This window comes from Streptomyces sp. 4F14 (genome assembly GCF_048159485.1).
Classification (GTDB): Bacteria; Actinomycetota; Actinomycetes; order Streptomycetales; family Streptomycetaceae; genus Streptomyces.
Window position 1 is genome coordinate 383124 of sequence record NZ_JBLRVY010000005.1, and the last position, 26721, is coordinate 409844.

Below are 26721 nucleotides of genomic sequence, written 5' to 3' on the forward strand. Positions count from 1 at the left end.
CCTACTCGGACACCGGCGCGCACAGCCCCCTCAGCACCTTCCCGCACCTGCGCGCGTAGGCGAGTTGGAGCCCCCGCACCGCCGGACCCCCCGCCTTCGCGTACCACTTGGCCGCCCTGCTGAACGCCGTCACCGTCAGCCACACCGTGCCGTCCCCCGTGCGGTCCACGAGGAAGGACTCCTCGCCGCACTCGGGATGGCCGGTGAGCGTGCCGTAGGCCCAGCCGGCGCGGCGGGGTTCCTCCACTGTCCACACGATCCGGCAGGGCGCCTTGATGACCCCGGCGAGGGAGACGGTGACGTCCACGTCGAGGGCGGCGCGGTCGGCGGAGGCGTTGATGCCGACGCCCATCGCGCGGTGCATCTCCCAGGTGAGCACCGCCTCCGAGGCCCGCCGGAAGACCGCCTCGCCCTCGCCGAGCCGCGTGCGTTCACGCAGGTGGTGGAAGCCGGGAGGGCAGAACTGGGGGTCGCGGGTCGCGCCCACGTCGTCGTACGAGAAAGGCCGTTCGGACATGGGCGCAAGAGTAGAGCGGCACCCGGGGATGCCTTCGTCCCGGGTGCCGCCCTGTTCACCTGTCCGTGACCACTAGCTGACGTTCACGGCCGACCACGCGGCGGCGACCGTCGCGTACTCGGTGGAGCTGGCGCCGTACAGGGCCGACGCCGCGCTCAGGGTCGCGGTGCGGGCGCCCTTGTAGTTGGTCGTCGAGGTCATGTACGAGGTCAGGGCCTTGTACCAGATCTGCACGGCCTTGGCGCGGCCGATGCCGGTGATCGTGGAGCCGTTGGACGTCGGGGAGTTGTAGGACACCCCGTTGATGGTCTTCGCGCCACTGCCCTCGGACAGCAGGTAGAAGAAGTGGTTCGCCGGGCCGGACGAGTAGTGCACGTCCAGGTTGCCGAGGGTCGAGGACCAGCTGTCCCTGGACGAGCCGTCCTTGCTGGGCTTGTCCTGGTAGCGCAGCGGGGTGCCGTCGCCGTTGATGTCGATCTTCTCGCCGATGAGGTAGTCACCGGGGTCCGAGGCGTTGTTGGCGTAGAACTCCACGGCGGTGCCGAAGATGTCCGAGGTCGCCTCGTTCAGCCCGCCGGACTCGCCGGAGTAGTTGAGGCCCGCGGTGTTGGAGGTGACGCCGTGCGTCATCTCGTGGCCGGCGACGTCGAGCGAGGTCAGCGGGTCGGTGTTGCCCGCGCCGTCGCCGTACGTCATGCAGAAGCAGGAGTCGTCCCAGAACGCGTTGACGTACGCGTTGCCGTAGTGGACGCGGGAGTACGCGGCGACGCCGTCGTTCTTGATGCCGCTGCGGCCGAACGTGTTCTTGTAGAAGTCCCAGGTGACCTGCGCGCCGTAGGCGGCGTCGACGGCGGCCGTCTGGTCGCTGGAGGAGCTGGACGCGGTGCCGGTGCCCCACGTGTCGTCCGCGTCCGTGAACAGGGTGCCGGCCGAGGAGCTGGTCGAGCGGGCCTTGTTGTACGTCTTGTGGTTGCCGCGGGTGCCGTCGGTCAGGTTGTACGTCGAACCCGACTTGGTGGTGCCCAGGGTGACCGTGCCGGAGTACAGGCTCTTGCCGGTGCCGGTCTCGATGCCCTGCCACTCGTACAGCTTCTTGCCCGTGGCCGCGTCGGTGATGACGTGCAGCTCGTTGGGGGTGCCGTCGTCCTGGAGGCCGCCGACGACGGTCTCGAAGGCGAGGGTCGGGGCGGAGCCGTTGCCGGCCCAGATCACCTTGCGGGGCGCCGCGTCGGGCGCGGTCTCCGCGGAGCCGGCCGCCTTGGCGAGGCCGACGGCCTGCTTCTGGGCGGTGGCCGGGGTGACCTTCGGGGTCAGCGACGCGACCTTGATGGTGGCCGTGGTCGCCTTGGTGACGCCCTTCTCGGCGCCGGCCGGGGTCGCGTGGACGACGAGGTCGCCGCCGAGGACCGGCAGGCCCGCGTAGGTGCGCTCGTAGCGGGTGTGCGTCGTGCCGTCGACGTCCTTGACGACGTCGCGGACGACGAGCGCCTCCTTGGTGCCGAGACCTATCTGCTGCGCGGTCTCGCTCGCGTCGGCCTGCTTGTCCTGGATCAGCGCGGCCCGGTCGGGCGCGGACAGGGACAGCGGGGCGGCGGCGAGGGTCCGGGCGGCCTTGTTGGCGTCGACCTTGGTGTCGGTCGCGTTGGCCGTGGTCAGCCCGGTGGTCAGCAGCGCTCCGGCGGCGACCGCGGTCGCGATGGCCAGCGTGGTGCGCTTGTGACGCGTGTAGACGGGGGTCACACAAGCTCCTTCGTGGGGGAGTCCGGGTCGGCTTGGGGCTGCCGGCCGGAGTAGTCGTGAAGTTGTGCGGCGGGTGGGGGAAGAGTGACATCGGGGACGCGTACATGTCAGGACCCTGAATCGATGTTGGCCGAAAACCGCCTGTCCGGTAAACGTTTCTGGCATGTAAAACGGGCTGACCTCGGTAAAGACCCAACAGCGACTTGGCAACGCAACGGCAAAAAAGGCCAGTTGGTGAACGCCAGGTTTACGTCTCTCAGAAGCCCCTTACGGTGTCCTTACGTTGGCCTGTGTGCCGGAACGTCGCATTCCGGCCGCCCCGTTCACCCCTGCCGCCCCACCGTGAACGGCGAACCCCGCACTCCCCGGACCGCGTTGACCGGAAACGATCGGGCGCCGCCCCCGAGGGGACGGCGCCCGACGTTCAGGAGATCACCGGCTTACGGGAAGGTGACCTTCCAGCTGTTGATCTGCCCGGTGTCCCGCGCGGCCTGGTCCTGGACCCGCAGCTGCCAGGTCCCGTTGGCCGTCTCGGTCGACGCGTTGACCGTGTACGTCGCCACGACGTTGTCCGCCGAGTCCGAGGAGCTGAACGCCTTCAGCAGGTACGTCGTCCCGCTCGGCCCCACCAGGTTGACCGCCAGGTCGCCCCGGAAGGTGTGCGTGATGTCCACCGAGACCTGGAGGTTGGACGGCGCGTTGCCGGTCCGCCCGGTCACCGCGATCGACGAGGAGACCGCCGCCCCGTTGTCCGGGATCGCCACGACCGTGCCGTTCTCGAACGAGGTGCCGGTGCCGCCGCCGCCCGTCGAGCGTGCGCCGACCGCGATGCCCGCCCACGCGTCCTGCACGGCGCGGTACTCGGCCGACGTCGTGCCGTACAGCTCACCGGTCGCCGCCAGCGTGCCGGTGCGCGCGCCCGCGTAGTTGGTGTTCGACGTGAACTTCGTGGACAGCGCGCGGAACCAGATCTTCTCCGCCTTGTCCCGGCCGATGCCGGTCACCGGAAGCCCGTCCGAGGTGGCCGAGTTGTAGGTGACACCGTTGATCGTCTTGGTGCCGCTGCCCTCGCTCAGCAGGTAGAAGAAGTGGTTCGCGGGACCCGACGAGTAGTGCACGTCCAGGCCGCCGAGACCGGAGTACCAGCTGTCCCTGGACGAGCCGTCCTTGCTCGGCTTGTCCATGTAACGCAGCGGCGTGCCGTTGCCGTTGATGTCGATCTTCTCGCCGATGAGGTAGTCGCCCACGTCCGAGGAGTTGTTGGCGTAGAACTCGACGGCCGTGCCGAAGATGTCGGACGTCGCCTCGTTGAGGCCGCCGGACTCGCCGCTGTACACCAGGCGCGCGGTGTTCGCGGTGACGCCGTGCGACATCTCGTGCCCGGCCACGTCCAGCGAGGTGAGCGGCTTGTTGTTGCCCGCGCCGTCGCCGTACGTCATGCAGAAGCAGGAGTCCTGCCAGAACGCGTTGACGTACGCGTTGCCGTAGTGGACCCGCGAGTACGCCGCGACCCCGTCGTTGCGGATGCCGTTGCGGCCGTGGACGTTCTTGTAGTAGTCCCACGTCACCTGCGCGCCGTAGTGCGCGTCGGCGCCCGCGGTCTCCGCGTTGGACGGCAGCCCGTTGCCCCACACGTCGTCCGGTCCGGAGAACAGCGTCCCGGTGCCCGAGGAGCCCCGGTTCAGGTTGTACGTGCGCTGGTTGCCGCGCGTCGCGTCGGTCAGGTTGTACGTCGAACCCGACTGCGTCGAGCCGATCGTCACCGAGCCGCTGTACATCGTGTTGCCGGTGCCGTTCATGACGGCCTGGTACTCGTACAGCTTCTGGCCCGTGTTGGCGTCCGTGATGACGTGCAGCTCGTTCGGCGTGCCGTCGTGCTGGAGGCCGCCGACGACCGTCTCGTACGCGAGCGTCGGGGTGCCGTTCGCCGCCCAGACCACCTTGCGGGGGGCCTGCGCCGCGTCCTTGCTCGTCGAACCTTCCGCCGCCGCGCGCGACAGGGCCTGCTTCTCGGCCGCGCCGGCCGCGATCTTCGGGGTGAGGGAGGCGACCTTCACCGTCGCGTTCGTCGCCTTGACGACGCTCTGCGCGACGCCGGCCGCGTTCTCCTTCACGACCAGGTCGCCGCCGAGGACCGGCAGACCGGCGTACGTGCGCTCGTAGCGGGTGTGCGTCGTGCCGTCGCTGTCCTTCACGACGTCCCGCACGACCAGGGCCTCCTGGGCGCCCAGGCCCAGGCTCCTCGCCGTCGCGGCCTTGCCCGCGTCCGCGTCGCGCAGCAGCTCCGCGCGCTGGGACGGGGTCAGCTGCACGGCCTCGGTCTTCGTCGTGGACTTCTCGGGGGCGGCCGTCGCGGCGCCGGACTGGATCGCCGTCGCGACGAGAGCCGCCACGCCCATCAGGGCCGCGGCGGCTGTTCTGCGGTAGGGGGTACGTCTGGAGGTGGGGCTGCTGCTCACCACTGAACTCCTTCAGGGAGACCGTCGGTCAACTGGTGTGGTGGTGCTGTGGGGTTGCTGTGCAGCGGTTGGGGGAAGGGTGGCAGGAGAGTGGGGGTTATGTCAGGAGCACATCAACAAATTGGCCTGAACCCTTTGTTGACCATCCCTTGGGAATCTCTGTACGCGGACCCCCGGGCGGCCCGGGGTTCCTGGTGAGGCCCCGGAGAAACCGCAGGTAGTAGGACCATCGGACGAGTGTGCACCGGCCGAAACTCGGTGGGCGTTGTCAGTGCCGGTCCGTAGGCTCGCGAACGTGACGTCAGTGAAGCCAGCCCCAGAGGAACGGTCCCCGGAACAGCCGGCCGTACGAACGCTGCTACGGCTGTGGCCGTACGTACGGCCCGCGCGGGCGCGGCTCTTCACCGCCGCGTTCGTCGCCGTCCTGGCCTCCTGCGTCGGGCTCGTCATCCCCCTCGTCCTGAAGTGGATGGTCGACGGGCCCATCGCCTCCCGCGACACGGGCGGGGTCTGGCTCGGGGCGCTGTGGCTGCTGCTCCTCGGGTTCGCCGAGGCGCTGCTCTTCGGGCTGCGGCGCTGGCTCGTCGCCCGCCCGCTGTCCCACGTCGAGGCGGAGATGCGGGCCGGCCTCTACCGCCGGCTCCAGCGGCTGCCCGTCTCCTTCCACGACCGGTGGGCCTCCGGGCAGCTCCTCTCGCGCGCGACCACCGACCTCATGCTCCTGCGCATGTTCCTCGCGTTCCCGCTGACCTTCCTCTTCGTGAACGCCGTCACCATCGTCGTCGGCGTCGTCATCATGCTGCTCCAGGACTGGACCCTCGGCCTCGTCATCCTCGGGCCCGCGGTCCCCGTGGTTGTCGTCTGCGTCGTCTTCGAGTCCCGGTACGCGCGCGTGGCCCGTCTCGCCCAGGACCAGGTCGGCGACCTGACGACCGTCGTCGAGGAGAGCGTCCTCGGCATCCGCATCATCAAGGGGTTCGGGCGCCACCGCAGCCAGGCGCGGGCGTTCCAGGAGCTGGCGGGGACCCTGCGGGGCACCGAACTGCGCAAGGGCAGGCTGCTCGCGATGATCTGGGGCGTCATCGTCACGCTCCCCGAGGTCGCCATCGGGGTGGCGCTCGTCGTGGGGGCGGTCCAGGTCGCCGACGGGAACCTGTCGGCGGGGACGCTGGTGGCCTTCCTGTCGACCGCGCTGGCCCTGCGGTGGCCCGTCGAGTCGATCGGCTTCCTGCTCGCGATGAGCCAGGAGGCGGCCACCGCCACGGCCCGGTACTTCGAGGTGATGGACGAGGCGGCGGAGGGGGGCGCGGCCGGCGGGCTCGCGAAGGGCGCGACGGTTCCCTCGCGGAGGGTGGCGGACGACGCTGCGGCGAAGCGTCCGACGGCCGTCCGGGGCGCCGACGGCGGGGGAGGGGCCGACGGCTCGGCGGGTGGTTCCGTGCAGGGTGCGGCGGCCTCCGCCGGCGGGGCCCGGCAGCCGGGTGCGGTTCCGGCGGCGGCCGGGGACGCTCCCGCGAGCGCGGCCCGCGTGGAGTCTGCGGGCATCGGTGACGGGCTGCGCTTCGAGGGGGTCTCCTTCCGGTACCCCGACGCCGATCCCGAGTCGCCGCCCGTCCTCGGCCATATCGACCTGCACATACGGTCCGGTGAGTCCCTCGCGCTCGTCGGGGCGACCGGGAGCGGGAAGACGACGCTCACCGCGCTCGTGCCGCGCATGTACGACGCCACGAGCGGGCGGATCACCCTCGACGGCGAGGACATCGAGGAGATGACCCGCGAGGAGCTGCGCTCCCGGGTCGCCGTCGCCTTCGAGGAGCCCACCCTGTTCTCCGCCAGCGTCGGGGAGAACGTCCTGATGGGCGGCGCGGACGGCGACCTCGCGCGGGCGCTGGACGTCGCCCAGGCCGGGTTCGTGCACGACCTCCCCGGCGGCGTCGACACCCAGGTCGGCGAACAGGGGCTCAGCCTCTCCGGCGGCCAGCGGCAGCGGCTCGCGCTCGCCCGCGCGGTCGTCGGACAGCCGCCGTTCCTCGTCCTGGACGACCCGCTGTCCGCGCTCGACGTCCACACGGAGGCGGCCGTCGAGGCAGCCCTGCGGCACGTCCTCGCGGACACGACCGCCCTGATCGTCGCCCACCGCCCCTCCACGGTCCTGCTCGCCGACCGGGTCGCGCTGCTCTCCGAGGGACGGATCAAGGCGGTGGGCACGCACCAGGAACTGCTGCGGACGAACGCGGAGTACGCGCATCTGATGGCGGGGGCAGAGACGGAACCGGCTGCCGGTCCTGACGGAAATGCCGGTATCGACAGGCTCGCCGGTGCCGGTGATGCCGACGACTCGTACGCCGCAGGCCCGCCCGCCGGTCTCCCCGCCCCCGCCGAACCCCCCACCGCCCCCCTGGAGCAGGAGGACGCTCGCCGATGACCGCCCCCACGACCACCCCGGCGCCCACCGGCAAGGCCCCCGCGCCCGACCCCTTCGACCAGGACGACCTTCCCACGCCACCCGGCGCGACGGGCGCGCTGCTGCGGTCGCTGCTCGCCCCGATGAAGGCGCGGGCCGCGCTGACGGCGCTGCTGCTGCTCGTGCAGCAGGCGGCCGTGCAGGTCGGCCCGCTGCTGGTGGCGTACGCGATCGACACGGCCGTGCCCTCGTACCGGGACGGCGACAAGGGCCCGCTGATCGCGGCCGGCGTCGGCTATCTGGGCTGCGCGCTGCTGTCCGGCGCCCTCCAGTACGCGTTCATCAACGCCTCCGCGCGCGTCAACCAGGACGTCCTGCTGGACCTGCGCGGCAGGATCTTCCGCCACGCGCAGGCGCTGAGCGTCGACTTCCACGAGCGGTACACCTCGGGCCGGCTGATCTCCCGCTCCACGACGGACGTCGAATCGCTGCGGGAGCTCCTCAGCGAGGGCCTCCAGGAACTCGTGACGGTCATCCTCTCGTTCGTGTACATCTCGGCGATGCTGCTCTGGCTGGACCTCGGCCTCGGCGCGGTCGCCGTCGCCTCGTTCGGCCCGCTGTACCTGATGATCCGGATGTACCGGCGCCGGGTGGGCCGCGTGTACGCGAAGCGGTCGACGGCGATCGCCTCGGTCATCGTCAAGTTCGTCGAGACGATGAACGGCATCCGCCCGGTGCGCGCGTTCCGCCGCGAGGCCGTCAACGACGCCGAGTTCGCGGCCCTGAACCGTACGCACGAACGCTCCAACGGCGACGCCCTGCTGGAGATGGCCCGGTACGTCACCGGCTCCCGCCTGATCGCCAACACGGCCGTCGCGGTGATCGTCCTGTGGGGCGCGTACCGCGTCTCGGACGGCTCGCTCGAACTCGGCGTGCTCGCGGCGGCGGTCCTGTACCTGCGCCGCCTCTACGACCCGATCGACCGGCTCGGCATGTTCCTCAACTCCTACCAGTCGGCCGCCGCGTCCCTGGAGAAGATCGCCGGCCTGCTCGCCCAGACCCCGTCCGTCCCCGAGCCCGCCGACCCCCGCGAACTGCCCGTACGGCAGGGCGAACTCCCGGGCCGCGCCGTCGAGTTCGAGGGTGTCTCCTTCGGCTACCGCACCGGCGGCGAGATCCTGCCCCGCTTCGACCTGACCCTCCCGGCCGGCCAGACCGTCGCCGTCGTCGGCTCCACCGGCGCGGGCAAGTCGACGCTCGCGAAACTCCTCGCCCGCTTCTACGACCCGACGGACGGCCGCGTCACCCTCGACGGCGTCGACCTGCGCGACCTGCCCGTCCCCGAACTGCGGCGCGGCGTCGTCATGGTGACCCAGGAGGCGTTCCTGTTCTCCGGCACCGTCGCCGAGAACATCGCGATCGGCCGCCCCGACGCCGGCCGCGAGGAGATCGAGCGCGCCGCGAAGGCCATCGGCGCCCACGAGTTCATCAGCGCCCTGCCCGACGGCTACGACACGGACGTCCGCAAGCGCGGCGGCCGCATCTCCGCCGGCCAGCGCCAACTCGTCGCGTTCGCGCGGGCGTTGCTCGCCGACCCGGCCGTCCTCATCCTCGACGAGGCCACCAGCTCCCTCGACATCCCCGGCGAACAGGCCGTCCAGCGCGCCATGTCGACGGTCCTGCGCGGCCGTACCGCCGTCGTCATCGCGCACCGCCTGTCCACCGTCGAGATCGCCGACCGGGTGCTCGTCATGGAGCGGGGCAGGATCGTCGAGGACGGCACCCCCGCCGAACTCATCGCCGGGACCGGCCGGTTCGCCGGCCTGCACCGCGCCTGGCGCGACAGCCTGGCCCGCACGGGGGAGGGCAGGTGATCGACGCGTACGCGGACCCGGGGACGCCCGACTGCAAGGGCGGGCTCGGGTACCTCTGGTGGCTGACCCGGTGCCAGCCCGGCAGGGCCCTCGCCGGCGCGGCACTGGCGTCCGTGTGGATGGTCCTGCTCGCCGCGGCGCCCTGGATGATCTCCAGAGCGGTGGACGAGGGCCTCGAACCCGGCGACATGGGCGCGCTCGTCCGGTGGAGCATCGCCCTGTTCGTGGTCGGCGCGCTCAACGCGTGGGTCAGCATCATGCGCCACCGCACGATGACGCGGCTGCGCATGGACGCCAACTTCCGTACGGTGAAGGTGGTCGTGGGCCAGGCCGTCCGGCTCGGCGCTGCGCTGCCCCGGCGCACGGCCGCCGGTGAGCTCGTCACCATCGGCGTGGGCGACGTCCAGACCATCGCGTTCTCCCTGACCGCCCTGGGCCCGGGGCTCGGGGCGATCGTCGTGTACGTCGTCGTCGCGGTGCTCCTGCTGGACATCTCGCCGCTGCTCGCTGTCGTCGTCCTGACCGGCATGCCCGTACTCGCCCTGGTCGTGGGGCCGTTGATGGCCCGCCTCCAGGGCGCCGAGACCGAGTACCGCGAACGCCAGCGGCTGCTGACCGCGCGCGTCGGGGACCTCGCGGGCGGGCTGCGCGTCCTCAACGGCCTGGGCGGCAAAGGGCTGTTCGCGGACGCGTTCCGGCGGGACTCGGCACGCCTGCGCGAACAGGGCTACCGGGTCGGCGCGGTGACGAGCTGGATCCAGGCACTCGGGGTCGGACTGCCGACGCTGTTCCTGTCCGTCGTGACCTGGCTCGTCGCGCGCCTGGCCGCGCAGGGCGAGATCACGATCGGCCAACTCATCTCCGTGTACGGCTTCGTGGCCGTCCTCGTCGGCCCGGTGGGCTTCCTCGTCGAGGTGGGATACCAGACCAGCCGGGGGGTCGTCGCCGCGCGGCGCGTCGTCCGGCTGCTGGCCCTGGAGCCCGACCCCGACCCGGCCTCCGCCGAAGCTCCCCCGCACGCCGCCGAGTTGTACGACCCGGTGTCCCACGTGCGCGTCCTGCCGGGCGAGTCGACCGCCGTCGTCTGCGCCCGTCCCGCCGACAGCGCCGTGATCGTCGACCGGCTCGGACGGTACCTGCCGTCCGACGTGATGTGGGGTGGAGTCCGGCTGGACCGCGTGCCGTTGGCCGAGGTGCGGGCACGGATCCTCGTCGCCGACAACGAGGCCGACCTCTTCGCCGAGACCCTGCGCGAGATGGTGTCGGGGCGATCGGAACGGGACGTGGAGCAGATCACGCGGGCCGTGTGGGCCGCCGCGTCCGAGGACATCGTGCGCGGGCTGCCGGACGGCCTCGACTCCGCCGTCTCCGCACAGGGGCGCAGCCTCTCCGGGGGACAGCGCCAACGCGTGCGCCTGGTAAGGGCGTTGCTCGCCGACCCCGAGGTGCTGCTCGCCGTGCAACCGACGTCGGCGCTCGACGCCCACACGGAGGCGGCCATCGCCGCACGGCTGCGGGAGGGGAGAGCGGGGCGGACGACGGTGGTGACCTCCACGTCGCCGCTGCTGCTGGACCGGGTGGACCGGGTGCAGTACGTGGTGGAGGGGCGGGTGGCCGCCGTGGGGTCGCATCGGGAACTGCTCGAACGGGACGCGGGATACCGGGAGTTGGTGGCCCGGGACGCGGGAGAGGCGCAGCAGGTGCCGGAACAGGGCGTGGGGCACCGGGAGTTGGCCGGTCGGGCCGGTTCGGCGGAAGGGGACGTGCTGTGAGCGGCGACGGGGCCTTTGGGCGGCTGCCCATCGCCGGAGCGCGTGAAGTGCGGCGTGCGGTCGGGCGGTTGGTGCGCGCCGATCGCCGGGCGCTCGGGATCGTCGTAGGCGTCAACGTGCTCGCCGCCGTCGTCGGACTCGTGGGGCCGTGGCTGCTCGGGCGGATCATCGACGAGGTGCGCGGCGGCGCCGGGGTCGCCGTCGTCGACCGGCTCGCGCTCGGCATCCTCGTCGCCGCCGTCGTCCAACTGCTGCTCGCCCGCTGGGGGCGGTACGTCGCGCACCGGTTCGGGGAGCGGACGCTCGCCCGCGTGCGCGAGGAGTTCGTGGACCGGGCGCTCGCGCTGCCCGCGTCCGTCGTGGAGCGCGCCGGCACCGGCGACCTCACCACGCGCGGCATCGCCGACGTGGGCACCGTCGGGACGACCCTGCGCGACGCCGGGCCCGAGATCATGGTCGGCGGCGCGCAGGCCCTGTTCCTGCTGGCCGCCGTCTTCTTCGTCGACCCGCTCCTCGGCGCCGTCGCCGCGCTCGGGCTCGTACCGATCTGGGCCGGCCTGCGCTGGTACCTGAACCGCGCCCGCACCGGCTACCTCGCCCAGGGAGCGGCGGACTCCGACGTCTCCGAGATCCTCGCCGCGACCGCCGGCGGCGCCCGCACGGTCGAGGCGTTCCGCCTCGCGCAGCGGCGTACGGCGGCCAGCCGCACGGCACTCGACACGTCCCGGCGCACCCGCCTGCACACCCTCTACCTGCGCACCGTCTTCTTCCCGGTCGTCGAGGTGTCGTACACCCTGCCCGTGTCGGCGATCCTGATCCTCGGCGGCGTCCTGCACACGCACGGCGCGATCAGTGTCGGCGCGGTCGTCACCGCGACCCTCTACACCCGCCAGTTCTTCGAACCCCTCGACAACGTCCTCATCCGCGTCGAGCAACTCCAGTCCAGCGGCGCGTCGTTCGCCCGCGTCGAGGGCATCGCGCAGGCGCCGGGCACGGGCAAGGAGGACGCGCCGACCCCGGCCGACGACCGGATCGACGTCACCGGGGTGCGGTTCGCGTACGAGCGCGGCGGCGAGGTCCTGCGCGGGGTCGACCTCACCGTCCGGCCCGGTGAACGGCTCGCCGTCGTCGGCCCGTCCGGCGCCGGCAAGACGACCCTCAGCCGGCTGCTCGCGGGCGTGGACGCGCCCACGGAAGGGTCGGTCACCGTCGGCGGCGTCCCCGTCGCCGACCTCGGCCCCGAGCAGCTCCGCCGTCAGGTCGTCCTCGTCACGCAGGAGCACCACGTCTTCCTCGGCACGGTCCGCGACAACCTCCGCATCGCCGAACCCGGCGCGAGCGACGAGGAGCTGTGGGCCGCGCTGCACGCCGTGGGGGCGGGGGAGTGGGTGGGCGAGCTGCCGGGCGGCCTGGACGCCGGACTCGGCGGCGGGGCCCGCGCCCTGGACGGCTCCCAGGCCCAGCAGCTCGCGCTGGCCCGGGTGGTGCTCGCCGACCCGCACACCCTCATCCTCGACGAGGCGACGGCCCTCCTCGACCCGACGACCGCGCGCCACACGGAACGCGCCCTCGCCGCCGTCCTTGAGAACCGGACGGTCATCGCCATCGCGCACCGCCTGCACACGGCGCACGACGCGGACCGGGTCGCGGTGATGGAGGACGGCCGGCTGACGGAACTGGGGACACACGAGGAACTGGTCAACGCCGGGGGCGCGTACGCGGAGTTGTGGGGGACGTGGCACGGAGAGCGGGCGGGGGTGGACTGAGGGGGGCCGGCCGAAGACGGCCCGTGTCCATGGTCGCCTCCCGGGTCCTACCCGCGCATCAGCCGATCGGTTGATGCCGAACGGGTGAACGGAGGACCCGGGGTCCGGCTCTTCGGCCGATGCGGCAGGTGGGGGCGGTTCGGGACGCTGGAGCCATGCCCGTCATCGAAGTCACGGATCTGCGTAAGACGTACGGCGCCCACCGGGCGGTGGACGGAGTCTCCTTCGCCGTCGAGGAGGGGGAGATCTTCGGAGTGCTCGGTCCCAACGGGGCCGGGAAGACGACCACGGTGGAGTGCGTGGAGGGCCTGCGGGTGCCGGACGCGGGGCGGGTCCGGGTCACCGGCCTCGACCCGGTCGCCGAGCACGAGAAGGTGGCCCAGCGGCTCGGCGCGCAGCTCCAGGAGAGCGAGCTGCAGCCGAAGCTGACCGTACGGGAGGCGCTGGAGCTGTACGCGTCCTTCTACCCGCGCCCGGCGGACTGGCGCCCGCTCGCCGAACGGCTCGGGCTGACCGGCAAGCTGACGACCCGGTTCGGGAAGCTCTCCGGCGGACAGAAACAGCGCCTGTTCATCGCGCTGGCGCTGATCGGCAGCCCCCGGGTCGTCGTCCTCGACGAACTCACCACCGGCCTGGACCCCCGCGCCCGCCGCGACACCTGGGAGCTGATCGAGGACATCCGGGCGAACGGCGTGACCGTCCTGCTCGTCACCCACTTCATGGAGGAGGCCCAGCGCCTCTGCGACCGGATCGCCGTGATCGACAAGGGCAGGGTCGCCGCCCTCGACACCCCGGCCGGCCTGATCCGCCGCTCGGCGGGCGCGACGGTCATCAGCTTCACCCCCTCCGCACCCCTCGACGAGACCGACCTCGCCGCCCTCCCCGCGTTGGCCTCCGTCGAGCACAAGGACGGCCGCCTCACCCTCTCCGGCACCGACGAGACCGTCAACGCCGTGATCACCCTCCTCGCCCGCCGCCACGTCACCGCCCACCAGCTCCGCGTCACCGACGCGACGCTGGACGACGCGTTCCTGGACCTCACGAAGGGGGTGCCGGCATGAGCACGGGCCCCTCGAACCCGGCGGCCCCGCGCAACCGCACCTCCCGGAACCCGGCGTCCCCGCACCAGGCGCAGCCCCAGACCCCCGCCTCCCGTAAGGCAGCTCCCATGTTCCCCGCCACCCCCCTCGCCCCCACCTTCGACGGGGCCGTCGTCAAAGCCGAGCTCCGCCTCTTCCGCCGCGAACCCGGCGCCCACTTCTGGATCCTCCTCTTCCCCACCCTCCTCCTGGCGATCCTCGGCTCGATCCCCTCCTTCCGGCAGCCGGACGACTCCTTCGGCGGCCTGCGCCCCGTGGACGCGTACGTACCGGTGGCCGTCCTGCTCGGGCTGATCGTCGGCGGCCTCCAGTCGATGCCGCAGACCCTCACCGGCTACCGGGAGCGCGGCATCCTGCGCCGGATGTCCACGACCCCCGTCCGCCCCTCCGCCCTGCTGGCCGCCCAGATGCTGGTCTACGGCGTCGCGGCCCTCGCCTCCGCGCTGCTCGCGCTCGCGGCCGGCCGCCTGGCCTTCGACGTCACCCTGCCGAGGCAGCCGTTCGGATACGCCCTCGCCCTCCTCCTCACCCTGCTCGCGGCCCTCGCCCTCGGCGCCGTGATCTCCGCGCTGTCGCGGACGACGAAGGTCGCCGGCGCCATCGGCTCCGCCGTGTTCTTCCCGTCGATGTTCTGCGCGGGCGTGTGGATGCCGGTCCAGACGATGCCGCACGGCCTCGCGACAGCCGTCGGATACACCCCGTTCGGCGCGGCGGCCGAAGCCCTGAACCAGGCGGCGGCCGGCGACTGGCCCGGCTGGGGTCACCTCGGTGTGCTGGCCGCGTGGATCGTGCTGCTGACCGGCGCCGCCGCGCGCTGGTTCCGCTGGGAGTAGGAGACTGGGCCCATGACCGCGCAGGACACGCAGACCGACCGGCGATGGGAGCAACTGCACGTCTGGGGCCCGTACGCGATGCTCGGCATCAGCGTCGTCCTCTCGGCGATCGCCGCCGAGCTGATGGCGGGCCCCGCCGCGCGGTACGCCGCGGCGGGCCTGGTCGTCGTCGCCCTGCTGCTCCAGCTCTGGTGGCACACCACCCGCCACCGCCGTCCGAACCGCGGCCGGACCCCCTCCCCGGCCGGGACGGCGTACTACGTCCTGCGCTGGGCGCTCGCCTTCGTCCTCACCCTGCTCAACCCGTTCTTCGCGTTCTACGCGGCCACCGGCTACATGGACTCGGACGAACTGCTCCCCGGCCGATGGCGCAGGGCCGGTCTGTTCGCGAGCGCGGTTCCGGTGGCCGGTGCGCAGGCCGGGGGGCTGCCGCCGCGGAACCTGGGCCAGTGGGCGGTGTTCATGGCGCTGCTGCTCTTCCAGTTCGCGCTCCAGGCGGTGATCGCCCACCTCACCGAACAGGACGAGCGCCGCGCCCACGAACGCGCCGCGACCATCGCCGAACTCGAACGCACCAACGCCGCCCTGCAACAGGCCCTCGACGAGAACGCCGCGCTGCACGCCCAACTTCTCGTCCAGGCACGGGAAGCCGGAGTCGCCGACGAACGCAGACGCCTCGCCGCCGAGATCCACGACACCATCGCGCAGGGCCTCACCGGCATCATCGCCCAGCTCCAGGTGGTGACGAACACGCCGGACCCGGACGCGGCGCGCGAGCACACGGTCCGCGCGATGGACCTCGCCCGGCACAGCCTCGGCGAGGCCCGCCGCTCCGTGCACAACCTCGCCCCGGTCGCGCTCGCCGACGCGGGGCTCCCCGAGGCGCTCAAGGACACGGTCGCGGAGTGGGGTGAACGCACGGGCGTACGGGCCGAGTTCACCGTCACCGGAGCCGCCGAGCAACTACACGACGAGGTCTCCGCGACCCTCCTGCGCATCACTCAGGAGGCACTCTCCAACGCCGCCCGGCACGCGCGCGCCGCCCGCCTCGGCGTCACCCTCAGCTTCCTCACCGACGAGGTGATCCTCGACATCCGCGACGACGGCCGCGGCTTCGACCCCCTCGCCCTCCCCGAACGCACCCGCACGGCAGGCTTCGGCCTCGACGGCATGCGCGCCCGCGCGGAACGCATCGCGGGCTCCCTCACGATCGAGACGGAGCCGGGCCAGGGCACGGCACTCTCGGCTCGCGTACCGTTGGTCCGCCATGACCGATGATTCCCCGATCTCCCTCCTCATCGTCGACGACCACCCCGTCGTCCGCGACGGCCTGCGCGGCATGTTCGCCTCGGCGGCCGGCTTCCGCGTCCTCGGCGAGGCCGCGAACGGTGTCGAGGCCGTCGAGAAGGCCGCCGTCCTCGACCCCGACGTGATCCTGATGGACCTGCGGATGCCGGGCGGCGGCGGGGTCGACGCGATCGCGCGGCTCACCCGCGAGGGCGCCCGCGCGAAGGTCCTCGTGCTGACGACGTACGACACCGACTCCGACACGCTCCCCGCGATCGAGGCGGGCGCGACGGGCTACCTCCTCAAGGACGCCCCGCGCGACGAGTTGTTCACGGCGGTCAGGGCGGCGGCGCAAGGCCGTACGGTGCTGTCGCCGGCGGTCGCGACGCGGCTGGTCAGCGCCGTCCGCACCCCCGCGGCCGAACCCCTGTCCGCGCGGGAACGCGAAGTGCTCGCGCTGGTCGCCAAGGGCACGTCGAACCGGGAGATCGCGCGGGAGCTGTTCATCAGCGAGGCCACGGTGAAGACCCATCTCACCCACCTGTACGCCAAGTTGGGCGTCAGCGACCGGGCGGCGGCGGTCGCGGTGGCGTACGAACGGAAGATCCTCGGCTGACCGGCACACCAACGGCCGCACACCAACAGCCGTACACATCAACAGACTCGAAAAACCCCGGGACTACCTGTCCCCCACCCTCATCTCGAACCACGTCGTCTTCCCGCGCGGAAGTAAGTCGACCCCCCAGCGGTCCGACAGCTTGTCGACGAGGAACAACCCCCGGCCGCTGACGTCGAGTTCGTGGACCGGCATCAGGCAGGGCAGCCCCCGCGAGGGATCGCGGACCTCGATACGGATCCAGCCCCGGCGCCGCCGCATACGCAAACCGAAGACGCGGGCGCCGGTGTGCCGCACGGCGTTGCCGACGAGCTCGGAGACGAGGAGGACGGCGTCCTCGGCGAGCTTGGGGGAGAGGTTCCAGACACGCAGGACGACGAAGTGGGTGAGCCGGCGCGCGGCGGCGGCGGACTCGGGCCGGGACGGGAGCGGAACCTCGGCCTCCGTGGGATCGCCGAACAGCTCCACCGCTCTCAGTGCCCGCTCGTCCTCGACCGCGGGCGACCAGCGCGCCGCGTCCACACGCCCGTGTCCCCGCGGCTGTTCGAAACCCTCCAGCCCCGCCATGCCCCCATCATGGCCGCCCGGAGCGCCGTCCGTGGCCGTTCCGGGGGAATACGCCCCCCGCAAGCTCCCGGTACCCACCGGGCCGGTGGCATATGACGGTGGCAGGCCGGAGTCCGGCAAACCCCCGCTGAGCTGCGGCGACGGCTCGCTAGGAGGCAATCGACGGCTCCCTCGACACGGCTGACTTGTGGTCACCCCAAGGTTCCCACAAACCGCCCCATCGAGGGACCCGGATGAGACATCACGTCAATTACAAGAGGCCGTACGGGAATTCGGGCAGGGGATACCTCACAGGCCGATCGGGTTTAGCGATCGACACCCGCCTCCCGCCCGGCAACGCCCGTGCCGTCAGAGGAACTTCGCCTTCCCCGGACCCTCCTCCACGAAGCTCCGCATCCCCAGCTCCCGGTCCTGGGTCGCGAACAGCCCCGCGAACCAGGTGCGTTCCACGGCGAGCCCCGTCTCCAGGTCGGTCTCCAGGCCCGTGTCGATCGCCTCCTTCGCGGCGCGCAGCGCGATCGCCGGACCCTGCGCGAGCTTCGCGGCCCACGCGTGCGCCTGCGTGTACACCTCGTCGGCGGGGACGACCCGGTCCACGAGGCCGAGGGCGAGCGCCTCGTCCGCCTTCACCATCCGGCCGGTGAAGATGAGGTCCTTCGCCTTGGACGGGCCGATCAGCCGGGCGAGGCGCTGGGTGCCGCCCGCGCCCGGGATCACGCCGAGGAGGATCTCCGGCTGGCCCAGCTTCGCGTTCTCGCCCGCGAACCGGTAGTCCGCGCAGAGCGCCAACTCGCAGCCCCCGCCCAGCGCGTACCCGGTGATCGCCGCGACGACCGGCTTCGGGATCCGCGCGACGGCCGTGAACGCGTCCTGGAGCGCGCGGGAGCGCACCACCATCGCCGCGTGGTCCATCGCCTGCATCTCCTTGATGTCCGCGCCGGCCGCGAACACCTTCTCCCCGCCGTACACGACCACCGCGCGGACGTCGTCCCGCCGCGCGGCCTCCTCGGCCAGCTCCTTCAGCCGGTCCTGCGTGGCGGTGTCCAGCGCGTTCATGGGCGGTCGGTCGAGCCGCAGCGTACCGACGCCTTCGGCGACTTCGAGATTCACGGTCATGGGAGCAGGTTAATGGGGGCTAACGGCGGTGGCCTTGGTGCTGTGACTCACAGCACCAAGGCCACCTTCTAGCTACTGAAACGAATTACTTCGTCCACTCCGCCCACGACATGTTCCAGCCGTTGAGCCCATTGCTCGGATTCACCACGGGGTCCGTGGAGTTCTTGACGACGACGACGTCCCCGATCATCGAGTGGTCGTAGAACCACGCGGCGGCGATGTCGCTGTCGTACCCGCCCCGGACGTCCCGCAGCCCGATGCAGCCGTGGCTGGCGTTGTAGTTCCCGAACGCGTCGCCACCCCAGTAGTTGCCGTGCACGAACGTGCCGGAGTCGGTGAGGCGGACCGCGTGCGGGACGTCCTTGATGTCGTACTCGCCGTCGTAGCCGACGGTGTCCCCGTTCATACGGGTGACCTTGTACTTCTCGCTCATGACCATCTGCCCGTTCCACGTGGCGTACCCGGGCTTGCCGGTGGTCACGGGGATCGTCTTGATGGTCTTGCCGTCCTGCTGGACGGCCATCGTGTGCTTCTTGGCGTCGACGATGGACACCTGGTTGCGCCCGATGGTGAAGGAGACGGTCTTGACCTGCTCGCCGTAGACGCCCTTGCGGCCCTCGACGCCGTTCAGGTTCAGCTTGACGGTGACCTTCGTGCCGGCCTTCCAGTACTGCTCGGGCCGGAAGTCGAGGCGGTCGTTGCCGAACCAGTGGCCCTGGACGTCGACGGCCGGGACCGTCTTGATCTCGATGGCCTTCTCGACGGCGTCCGGCGCGGTGATCCCGCGCGTGAAGCGGATCGAGAACGGCATCCCGACGCCGACGGTCGAGCCGTCCTCGGGCGTGAAGTTGCCGGTGAACGTGTTCTTCGGGCTGAGCGTCGTGAACGTGGAGTCCTCGGCCGCCTGGCGGCCCGCCGCGTCCTTGGCGACCGCGTGCACCTGGTACTTCGTCGACGCGGCCAGGTGCGTGGCCGGAGTCCAGCCCGCGCCGTCCGCGGAGATCGCGCCCTTGACCGCCGTACCCTTCGGGTCCTTGACGACGACCTCGGTCAGCTTGCCCTTCGCCGCGGTCACCTTCAGGGTGCCGCTGGTGTTCACGGCGGTCGCGCCGTTCGCCGGAAGGATGCTGACGACCGCCTCGCTCTGGGCGCTCTGCGCGCTGTCGGCGGGCTTGTTCTTCGCCTCGTTCTTCCCGGAGTCGCCGGAGCCGGTGTCCCCGCTCCCGCCGCACGCGGTGACGGCGAGCAGGAGGACGCCGGACATCAGCGCCAGCCCCCGCTTCCGGCCTCGCAGCGACGCCCCCGATATCGGCCGCACGTTCAAGTCGTTCTCCCCTCGCGAGGCCCCTGGTCAGGCCCCCACCCCCGCGCTCGCCGCGCGATCACTGGCGCATCCTAACCGGCGGCATTTGACCATCTGGTCAGGTAAACGTCACCGTTTCGTCGCAAAGGACCCACACACCCTTCCCTACCCGACCGCACCCCCCGCGACCCACTCCTTCCAGGCCATGTTCCAGCCGCCCAGCCCGTTGTCCGCCGCCACCACCTTGTCCCGGCTGTTGACCACCTCCACCACGTCCCCGATCAGACTCCGGTCGAAGAACCACCCCGCCGGAGACTGCGACGAACCCCCCTTCACATCCCTCAGCCCCACACACCCGTGACTCACGTTCACCCGTCCAACGGCGTACGGCGCCCAGTAGTTCCCGTGCAGGAACGTCCCCGAGTCGGTCAGCCGCATCGCGTGCGGCACGTCCGGGATGTCGTACTCCCCGCCGAACCCGACGGTCCGGCTGTTCATCCGCGTCACGTCGAGCATCTCGGTGACGACCATCTTCCCGTTGTACGTCGGCGTCCTCGGCGAACCCGCCGTGATCGGCACGGTCGCCAGCAGCCGCCCGTCGCGCCGGACCTCCATCGTGTGGTCGGCGGCGTCCACCAGCGACACCTGGCTGCGGCCGACGGTGAAGGAGAACGTCTTCGACTGGAGCCCGTACACCCCGGGCGCCCCCTCGACGTCCCGCAGCCGCAGCGTGACCGTGACCTCGGTGCCGGGCTTCCAGTACTGCTCGGGCCGGAAGTCCAGCCGCTCGCCGCCGAACCAGTGCGGACGCACCTCCACCGGAGGGTTCGCGGTGACCTCGACGGCCCGCTCCACGTCCGCGCGGTTGACGATCTCCCGGTTGAACTCCAGCGACACGATCATGCCGGTGCCGACGGTCGAACGGTTCTCCGGAGCGACGTACCCGATGAACCGCTCGTCCGGCACGAACGTCGTGAACGTGCTGTGCCGCGCCAGCCGGTTGCCCGACTCGTCGCGCGCGACGACGTCCACCGTGTACCGCGCGGCGAGCGCGAGCCGGTCGTCGTCCGGCCGCCAACTCCCGCCGCCGTCCACGATCTTCCCGGGTACGAGGGTCTCCTGCGCGTCCTGCACGCGCGCCACCCGCACGGACTCCAGCCTCCCGAACGGCACCCGCACCCGCAGCTTCCCGTCCGCCCCCACCCCCTTCACCCCGTCGTCCGGCGTCACCCGGATCACGTCCTCGGCGGCCGCCGGCTTCCCGAGCAACCTGTCCATCCCACTGCGCCCGTCCCCGGCCGTGCACCCGGCGACGAGCCCTGCCACCACGACGACCAGCGCGGCACCCGCGCGTCTCTGTCCATACGTCACGCGAGTACAACGAGCGGATGCACCTCAGGGACACAGGCCCCAAAGGGAAACAAGAGTGCGACCCTCCGGTCTGGGCGCCGTGACCTCTGGGCAGAACAGGGGGAGGACGACGACCGCACGCCGGGGAGCCGCGCCGCGCCGTACCCGACCGGCGCGGCGGCCCGGCGGCGGACTGGACGAAGAGGGGCCGACCGGTGTCCAGCACAGCCGAACAGGAGCCAGCCGCGCCCCTGACCGAGGAGGCGGAGCACCGCCCTTCGGTGCCGCCCGTCTGGCCCGGCGCCCCCGTCCCCCTCGGCGCGCGCTTCCGCACCGGCCCCGGCGGGGTCAGCGGCACCAACTTCGCGCTGTGGGCGGGCGGCGCGGAAGCCGTCGACCTGTGCCTGTTCGACGACGACGGCGCTTCTGGTGCCGAGACCCGCGTACGGCTCACCGAACTCACCCACGAGATCTGGCACGGCTTCGTCCCCGGCGTCCGCCCCGGCCGCCGCTACGGCTACCGCGTCCACGGCCGCTGGGACCCCTGGACCGGCGCCCGCTGGAACCCGGCGAAGCTCCTCCTCGACCCCTACGCCCGCGCCGTGGACGGCGAGTTCGGGCTGCCGCCCGAGGTGTACGGCCACGTCCGCGACTGGCCCCAGCAGCACATCGCCGACACCGTCCGCGACGACCGCGACTCGGCACCCCACGTCCCCAAGGGAGTCGTCGTCCAGGACGAGGACGACTGGGCCGACGACCAGCGCCCCAAGACACCCTGGGCGGACTCGGTGATCTACGAGCTCCACGTCCGCGGCTTCACCAGGCTGCACCCCGGCATCCCGCCCGAACTCCGGGGCACCTACGCCGGGTTGGCGCACCCGGCGGCCATCGAGCACCTCGTACGGCTCGGCGTCACCGCCGTCGAACTCCTCCCCGTCCATCAATTCGCCCACGAGGACCACCTGTTGCGGAAGGGGCTGCGCAACTACTGGGGCTACAACTCCATCGGCTACTTCGCCCCGCACGCCGCCTACGCCGCCTCCGGTACGACGGGACAGCAGGTCGGCGAGTTCAAGCGCATGGTCCGCGCCCTGCACGCGGCGGGCATCGAGGTGATCCTCGACGTCGTCTACAACCACACCGCCGAAGCGGGCGAGTTGGGGCCCACGCTCTCCCTCAGGGGCATCGACAACCGGGGCTACTACCGCCTCCAGAACGACGCCCGCCGGTACGCCGACTACACCGGCTGCGGCAACACCCTGCACGTCGTCCAGCCGCACGTCCTGCGCCTCATCACCGACTCCCTGCGCTACTGGGTCACCGAAATGGGCGTCGACGGCTTCCGGTTCGACCTCGCGGCGGCGCTCGCCCGCTCCATGCACGACGTCGACATGCTCTCCCCCTTCCTCGCCGTGATCGCCCAGGACCCGGTGCTGCGGCGGGTGAAGCTCATCGCCGAGCCCTGGGACGTCGGCTCGGGCGGCTACCAGGTCGGCGCGTTCCCTCCGCTGTGGACCGAGTGGAACGACCGCTACCGGGGCGCCGTACGGGACTTCTGGCGCGGCGCGCTGCCCGACGTACGGGAGATGGGGTACCGGCTCTCCGGGTCCAGCGACCTCTACGCCTGGGGCGGGCGGCGGCCGTACGCCTCGGTCAACTTCGTCACCGCGCACGACGGTTACACGCTGCGCGACCTCGTGTCGTACGAGCGCAAGCACAACGAGGCCAACGGGGAGGGCAACCGGGACGGGAGCGACGACAACCGGTCCTGGAACTGCGGGGTCGAGGGGGAGACCGACGACGCCGGTGTACTCGCCCTGCGCGGACGGCAGTTGAGGAACCTCATGACGACACTCCTGCTGTCCACCGGGGTGCCGATGCTCGTCGCCGGGGACGAGATGGGGCGCACCCAAGGGGGCAACAACAACGCCTACTGCCAGGACGACGCGACGAGTTGGGTCGACTGGGGGCTGCTGGAGGAGCCCGAGTGGCGGTCGCTGGCCGAGCTGACCGCGCGGCTCATCGGGCTGAGACACCGTCACCCGGTGCTGCGGCGGCGGGCGTTCTTCTCCGGGCGGGCCCGGTCCGCCGACGGGATACGGGACTTGGCGTGGTTCACCGCGCGGGGGGCGGAGATGACCGACGGCGACTGGTACGCCCCGGCCGCCACGCTCGGCATGTATCTGTCCGGGCGGGACATCCCCGGGCGCGACGAGCGCGGGGAGCCGGTCGTCGACGACAGCTTCCTCGCCGTGCTGCACGCCGGGGCGGCGGAGGTGGGGTTCACGCTGCCGGGGGCGCCGTGGGCCGAGCGGTACGAGGTGGTGGTGGACACGGCGCGGGAGTCGGAGGGGCGGGTGTACGAGGCGGGCAGTGCGGTGACGGTGCCCGGGCGGACCGTGCTGTTGCTGAAGGTGCGTTCGTGAACACCGTATGAAACCGGGCGCCTTGGGGTTGATGGGGGGAGGTGCGAGTCCGCATCCTCGGGACGTTCCCCTTCGTGAATCCCTTGCCGAGGTTGACGTATGCCTGAGATGTCCCGTCGTGCGTTCGGTGGTCTGGTGGGCGGTGGCGCGGTCACGGCTGTCGCCGGGACGGCCGGCGAGGCTCAAGCGGCCTCTGCGGAACGGCCGTTCGGAGCCGTGCGCCGGGCGGGGGGACGGCGGCCCAACCTCCTCGTCATCCTCGGCGACGACCTCGGCTGGGCCGACCTCTCCTCGTACGGGGCGCCCCACATCAAGACGCCCCACCTGGACCGGCTCGCCCGCGAAGGGGTGCGGTTCACCGACGCGTACTCCGGGTCCGCGACCTGCTCGCCGACCCGGTTCAGCCTCTACACCGGTCGCTATCCGGGGCGTACGCCGGGCGGGCTCGCCGAGCCCATCGGGAACCGTACGCAGGGGCTCGCGCCCGGACACCCCACGCTGGCCTCGCTGGTGAAGGACGCGGGGTACGCGACCGCCCTCATCGGGAAGTGGCACTGCGGCTGGCTGCCCGACTACAGCCCCACGAAGTCGGGTTGGGACGAGTTCTTCGGCAACCACGGGGGCGTCCTGGAGTACTTCTCCAAGCTGGGTCAGCTCGGCGAGTACGACCTCTTCGAGGGGGACGCCGAGTACAAGGACCTGCGGTACTACACGACCGTCCTCACCGAGCGGGCCGTCGAGTACGTGTCCCGCGAGCACGCGAAGCCGTGGCTGCTGAACCTCAACTTCACGACTCCGCACTGGCCTTGGCTCGCCGAGGGGGACGCGGGGACCGGGGCCGAGATCGCCGCGAAGATCCGGGCGGCGAAGAGCCAGGCCGACGTCGTCGCCGCCCTCAACCACTACGACGGGGGTTCCGTCGCCAAGTACACGGAGATGGTGGAGAGTCTGGACGCGGCCGTCGGCGAAGTCCTTGCCGCACTGCGCCGTTCGGGCCAGGAGGACAACACGGTCGTCCTCTTCGCCAGCGACAACGGCGGCGAACGCTACTCCTACAACTGGCCGTTGAGCGGCCAGAAGTTCCAGCTCCTGGAGGGCGGCATCCGCGTCCCCACCATCCTGCGCTGGCCCTCCCGCATCGACCCCCACCAGGTCAGCCACGAACCGAACTTCTCCCCCGACTGGACGGCCACCCTCCTGGAGCTGGCCGGCGCCCGCCCCGACCCCGCGTACCCCCTCGACGGCACGAGCCTCGCCGGTTACCTGCTGCGCGGCGAAGTCGTCCCGGAACGCGACCTGTTCTGGCGAGTCCGCGCCAACAAGGCGTTGCGGCGCGGCGATTGGAAGTACTACCAGGACAAGGACAGGGTCGACCACCTCTACAACCTCGCGGCCGACTCCCGCGAACAGGCCGACCTCGCCCCGGACGAGCCGGAGTTGCTGGCCGAGCTGAAGGCGGCGTGGGAGAGGACGGCGGCGACACTGCTGCCGTACAGCTAGGCGCTTCGCCGGGGTGGTCATGTGTTCGTCGCATGGTCGGTCGAGATGCCGTGCCGCGTCCGGTGGCCTCCCCACCTCCTCGCCCCCGGGCGGGTGAATCACCCGTTTTTGGTCATCAACCCCCTTAAATGGGCCAGGTGACTTCGACCGATCGTCGTGCCGCGTTGCGAGCCGGTGCCGGGCTCGTCGCCGGGGGTGTGTTCGTCGCCGCGTGTTCCGGGCGCGGTGAGCCGGACCGCGCCGAGCCGTCCCGTCCCGCGCCCGCGCGCCCCCTCACCGTCGTACCCACTCCCCGCGCCTTCCCGCGCGAACCGGCGCAGATCGCGGCCGGGCCGCGTACCCGCCCTCAGCTCGCCCTCACCTTTCACGGTGCCGGTGATCCGGGGATCGCCAGATCGGTGCTCGGGGAGGTCGAGCGGGCCGGGGCCCGGGTGACCGTGCTGGCTGTGGGGAGCTGGCTGGACGAGTTTCCCGGGATGGCCCGGCGGGTGCTCGACGGGGGGCACGACCTGGGGAATCACACGCAGCGACACCTCGGGATCAACGACATGTCCGAGGCCGAGGCGCGCGCCGAGATCGGCGCGTGTGCCGCGCGGATCAAGCGGCTGACCGGCGGTGTGGGGAACTGGTTCCGGCCGTCGCGGGCCGCGCGCGCGTCCCCGCTGGTCGTACGGCTCGCACGGGAGGCCGGCTACCCGCACGTCCTGTCGTACGACGTCGACTCGCTCGACTTCACCTCACCCGGCGCCGACCAGGTCGCCCGGACGGTTCTCGGCGAGGCCCGCGCGGGCTCGGTCGTGAGCCTGCACTTCGGTTACCGCGACACGGTCGCCGCCCTCCCCGTCGTACTGGAAGAACTCGGCCGCCGCGGGCTGCGCGCGGTCACCACCACGGAGCTGCTCAGTTGAAGAGTCGTCCTGCGTTTGTCGCCCTCGCCCTCGCCGCGGCCCTGGCCGGCTGCGGCACCCAGAGCGGGGACCAGAAGGCCACCGGGGCCACGAAGGCCGCCATCCCCGCGCCGGTGAAGAAGGCGGTCCCGCAAGGGCTGCCGGGCATGCCGCCGGTGCTCGACCCGAACGACGTGTACGCCGCCGACCGCCCGAACCGGCTGTCCCCGGTCGTGAAGGACTTCCCGTCCCGCGTGTACGTCCCGAACACCGAGTCGGACACGGTCAGCGTCATCGACCCGAAGACGTACGAGATCATCGACACCCTGCACGTCGGCCGCCAGCCCCAACACGTCGTCCCCTCCTGGGACATGAAGACCCTGTGGGTCAACAACAACCGGGGCCACACCCTCACGCCGATCGACCCGCGAACCGGCAAGGCGGGCAAGCCCGTCGAGGTCCACGACCCGTACAACCTGTACTTCACGCCGAACGGCAAGTACGCGGTCGTGATGGCCTCCCTGGACCGCGAGCTGGTGTTCCGGGACCCGCACAGCATGAAGCGGATCAAGACCGTGCCGGTGACCTGCTACGGCGTCAACCACGCCGACTTCTCGCTCGACGGCCGCTATTTCATCGTGAGTTGCGAGTTCAGCGGCGAACTCCTGAAGGTCGACACGGAGAAGATGGAGGTCGTCGGCCAGCAGAAGCTGCCGTTCGACGGCGCGATGCCGCAGGACGTGAAGATCTCACCGGACGGGAAGCGCTTCTACATCGCCGACATGATGGCCGACGGCATGTGGATCGTCGACGGAAAGACCTTCGGCAAACCGGAGTTCCTGCCCACCGGCAAGGGCTGCCACGGCCTGTACGTCAGCCGCGACTCCCGCGAGATGTACGTCTCCAACCGGGGCGAGGGCACCATCTCCATCTTCGACTTCACCCGGAACAAGCTGACGAAGAAGTGGCACCTCCCGCAGGGCGGCAGCCCCGACATGGGCGGCGTCTCGGCGGACGGCAAAGTCCTGTGGCTGTCCGGCCGTTACGACGCGGAGGTGTACGCCATCGACACCAGCACCGGCAAGCAGCTCGCCCGCGTCAAGGTCGGCTCCGGCCCGCACGGACTCGCCGTCTACCCCCAGCCGGGCCGCTACTCGCTGGGCCACACCGGCATCTTCCGCTGAACCCTCCTTGACCGAGGGTC

The 26721-nt window shown here is 71.5% G+C and carries 19 protein-coding genes; 12 read left to right on the forward strand and 7 right to left on the reverse strand.

Translation table 11 applies throughout. From position 1 onward, the window contains the following. Position 1 precedes the first annotated feature (1 nt). From ACLZOT_RS11100 to ACLZOT_RS11110, 3 genes are all read right to left on the reverse strand, one after another. A complete protein-coding gene (locus tag ACLZOT_RS11100) occupies positions 2 to 517 on the reverse strand; it encodes a DUF1990 domain-containing protein (protein WP_416968622.1) in 516 nt (171 codons plus the stop codon). Positions 518 to 589: 72 nt separating this feature from the next. Then, complete coding sequence (locus ACLZOT_RS11105; protein ID WP_416968623.1) at positions 590 to 2257, reverse strand: M4 family metallopeptidase; 1668 nt, start codon at positions 2255 to 2257, stop codon at positions 590 to 592. A 440-nt stretch (positions 2258 to 2697) separates the two neighbouring features. Further along, positions 2698 to 4656 (reverse strand): M4 family metallopeptidase, encoded by a 1959-nt coding sequence (locus tag ACLZOT_RS11110; RefSeq protein WP_416968682.1) that lies wholly within the window; start codon positions 4654 to 4656, stop codon positions 2698 to 2700. Between the two features lie 364 nt (positions 4657 to 5020). On the opposite strand from ACLZOT_RS11110, the gene ACLZOT_RS11115 reads away from it, so the two are divergent. The 8 genes from ACLZOT_RS11115 (at position 5021) to ACLZOT_RS11150 (ending at position 16368) form a co-directional block, all read left to right on the forward strand. Then, the gene (locus ACLZOT_RS11115; protein ID WP_416968624.1) at positions 5021 to 7141 is read left to right on the forward strand and encodes an ABC transporter ATP-binding protein; all 2121 of its coding nucleotides are present in this window, start codon (positions 5021 to 5023) and stop codon (positions 7139 to 7141) included. Further along, positions 7138 to 8994: an ABC transporter ATP-binding protein gene (locus ACLZOT_RS11120; RefSeq protein WP_416968625.1), complete on the forward strand. Its 1857-nt coding sequence runs from the start codon at positions 7138 to 7140 to the stop codon at positions 8992 to 8994. Before ACLZOT_RS11115 ends, ACLZOT_RS11120 begins: the two co-directional genes overlap by 4 nt. Continuing rightward, positions 8991 to 10766 (forward strand): ABC transporter transmembrane domain-containing protein, encoded by a 1776-nt coding sequence (locus ACLZOT_RS11125; protein WP_416968626.1) that lies wholly within the window; start codon positions 8991 to 8993, stop codon positions 10764 to 10766. The genes ACLZOT_RS11120 and ACLZOT_RS11125 overlap by 4 nt, the downstream gene beginning before the upstream one ends. Continuing rightward, the gene (locus ACLZOT_RS11130; protein ID WP_416968627.1) at positions 10763 to 12532 is read left to right on the forward strand and encodes an ABC transporter ATP-binding protein; all 1770 of its coding nucleotides are present in this window, start codon (positions 10763 to 10765) and stop codon (positions 12530 to 12532) included. The genes ACLZOT_RS11125 and ACLZOT_RS11130 overlap by 4 nt, the downstream gene beginning before the upstream one ends. Before the next feature lie 155 nt (positions 12533 to 12687). Beyond that, entirely contained in the window at positions 12688 to 13593 is a 906-nt protein-coding gene (locus tag ACLZOT_RS11135; RefSeq protein ID WP_416968628.1) for an ATP-binding cassette domain-containing protein, read from the forward strand. A gap of 107 nt (positions 13594 to 13700) precedes the next feature. Next, complete coding sequence (locus tag ACLZOT_RS11140) at positions 13701 to 14465, forward strand: ABC transporter permease (protein ID WP_416968683.1); 765 nt, start codon at positions 13701 to 13703, stop codon at positions 14463 to 14465. A 12-nt stretch (positions 14466 to 14477) separates the two neighbouring features. Beyond that, the gene (locus tag ACLZOT_RS11145; RefSeq protein ID WP_416968629.1) at positions 14478 to 15743 is read left to right on the forward strand and encodes a sensor histidine kinase; all 1266 of its coding nucleotides are present in this window, start codon (positions 14478 to 14480) and stop codon (positions 15741 to 15743) included. Further along, positions 15733 to 16368, forward strand: coding sequence for a response regulator (locus ACLZOT_RS11150; RefSeq protein WP_416968630.1), 636 nt, complete (start codon positions 15733 to 15735; stop codon positions 16366 to 16368). The genes ACLZOT_RS11145 and ACLZOT_RS11150 overlap by 11 nt, the downstream gene beginning before the upstream one ends. A 63-nt stretch (positions 16369 to 16431) precedes the next feature. Here the strand turns inward: ACLZOT_RS11150 and ACLZOT_RS11155 are convergent, their stop codons facing one another. The 4 genes from ACLZOT_RS11155 to ACLZOT_RS11170 all read right to left on the reverse strand — a co-directional run bounded on the left by ACLZOT_RS11155 (position 16432) and on the right by ACLZOT_RS11170 (position 20725). Next, positions 16432 to 17040: an ATP-binding protein gene (locus tag ACLZOT_RS11155; RefSeq protein WP_416968684.1), complete on the reverse strand. Its 609-nt coding sequence runs from the start codon at positions 17038 to 17040 to the stop codon at positions 16432 to 16434. Between the two features lie 243 nt (positions 17041 to 17283). Beyond that, the gene (locus ACLZOT_RS11160; protein WP_416968631.1) at positions 17284 to 18051 is read right to left on the reverse strand and encodes an enoyl-CoA hydratase/isomerase family protein; all 768 of its coding nucleotides are present in this window, start codon (positions 18049 to 18051) and stop codon (positions 17284 to 17286) included. 85 nt (positions 18052 to 18136) lie between these two features. Beyond that, positions 18137 to 19375 carry a L,D-transpeptidase gene (locus ACLZOT_RS11165; protein ID WP_416968632.1) on the reverse strand — a complete coding sequence of 413 codons (1239 nt, stop codon included), beginning with the start codon at positions 19373 to 19375 and terminating at the stop codon, positions 18137 to 18139. A 144-nt stretch (positions 19376 to 19519) separates the two neighbouring features. Further along, on the reverse strand, positions 19520 to 20725 hold the full coding sequence (locus tag ACLZOT_RS11170) for an Ig-like domain-containing protein (protein ID WP_416968633.1): 1206 nt from the start codon (positions 20723 to 20725) through the stop codon (positions 19520 to 19522). Positions 20726 to 20919: 194 nt separating this feature from the next. Here ACLZOT_RS11170 and glgX point away from each other — a divergent pair, with 194 nt between their 5' ends. The 4 genes from glgX to ACLZOT_RS11190 all read left to right on the forward strand — a co-directional run bounded on the left by glgX (position 20920) and on the right by ACLZOT_RS11190 (position 26701). Further along, the gene (gene glgX / locus ACLZOT_RS11175) at positions 20920 to 23130 is read left to right on the forward strand and encodes a glycogen debranching protein GlgX (protein WP_416968634.1); all 2211 of its coding nucleotides are present in this window, start codon (positions 20920 to 20922) and stop codon (positions 23128 to 23130) included. A gap of 99 nt (positions 23131 to 23229) precedes the next feature. Then, positions 23230 to 24630 (forward strand): sulfatase, encoded by a 1401-nt coding sequence (locus ACLZOT_RS11180; RefSeq protein WP_416968635.1) that lies wholly within the window; start codon positions 23230 to 23232, stop codon positions 24628 to 24630. A gap of 137 nt (positions 24631 to 24767) precedes the next feature. Beyond that, positions 24768 to 25538, forward strand: coding sequence for a polysaccharide deacetylase family protein (locus tag ACLZOT_RS11185; RefSeq protein WP_416968636.1), 771 nt, complete (start codon positions 24768 to 24770; stop codon positions 25536 to 25538). Beyond that, complete coding sequence (locus tag ACLZOT_RS11190) at positions 25535 to 26701, forward strand: YncE family protein (protein ID WP_416968637.1); 1167 nt, start codon at positions 25535 to 25537, stop codon at positions 26699 to 26701. The genes ACLZOT_RS11185 and ACLZOT_RS11190 overlap by 4 nt, the downstream gene beginning before the upstream one ends. Positions 26702 to 26721 lie beyond the last annotated feature (20 nt).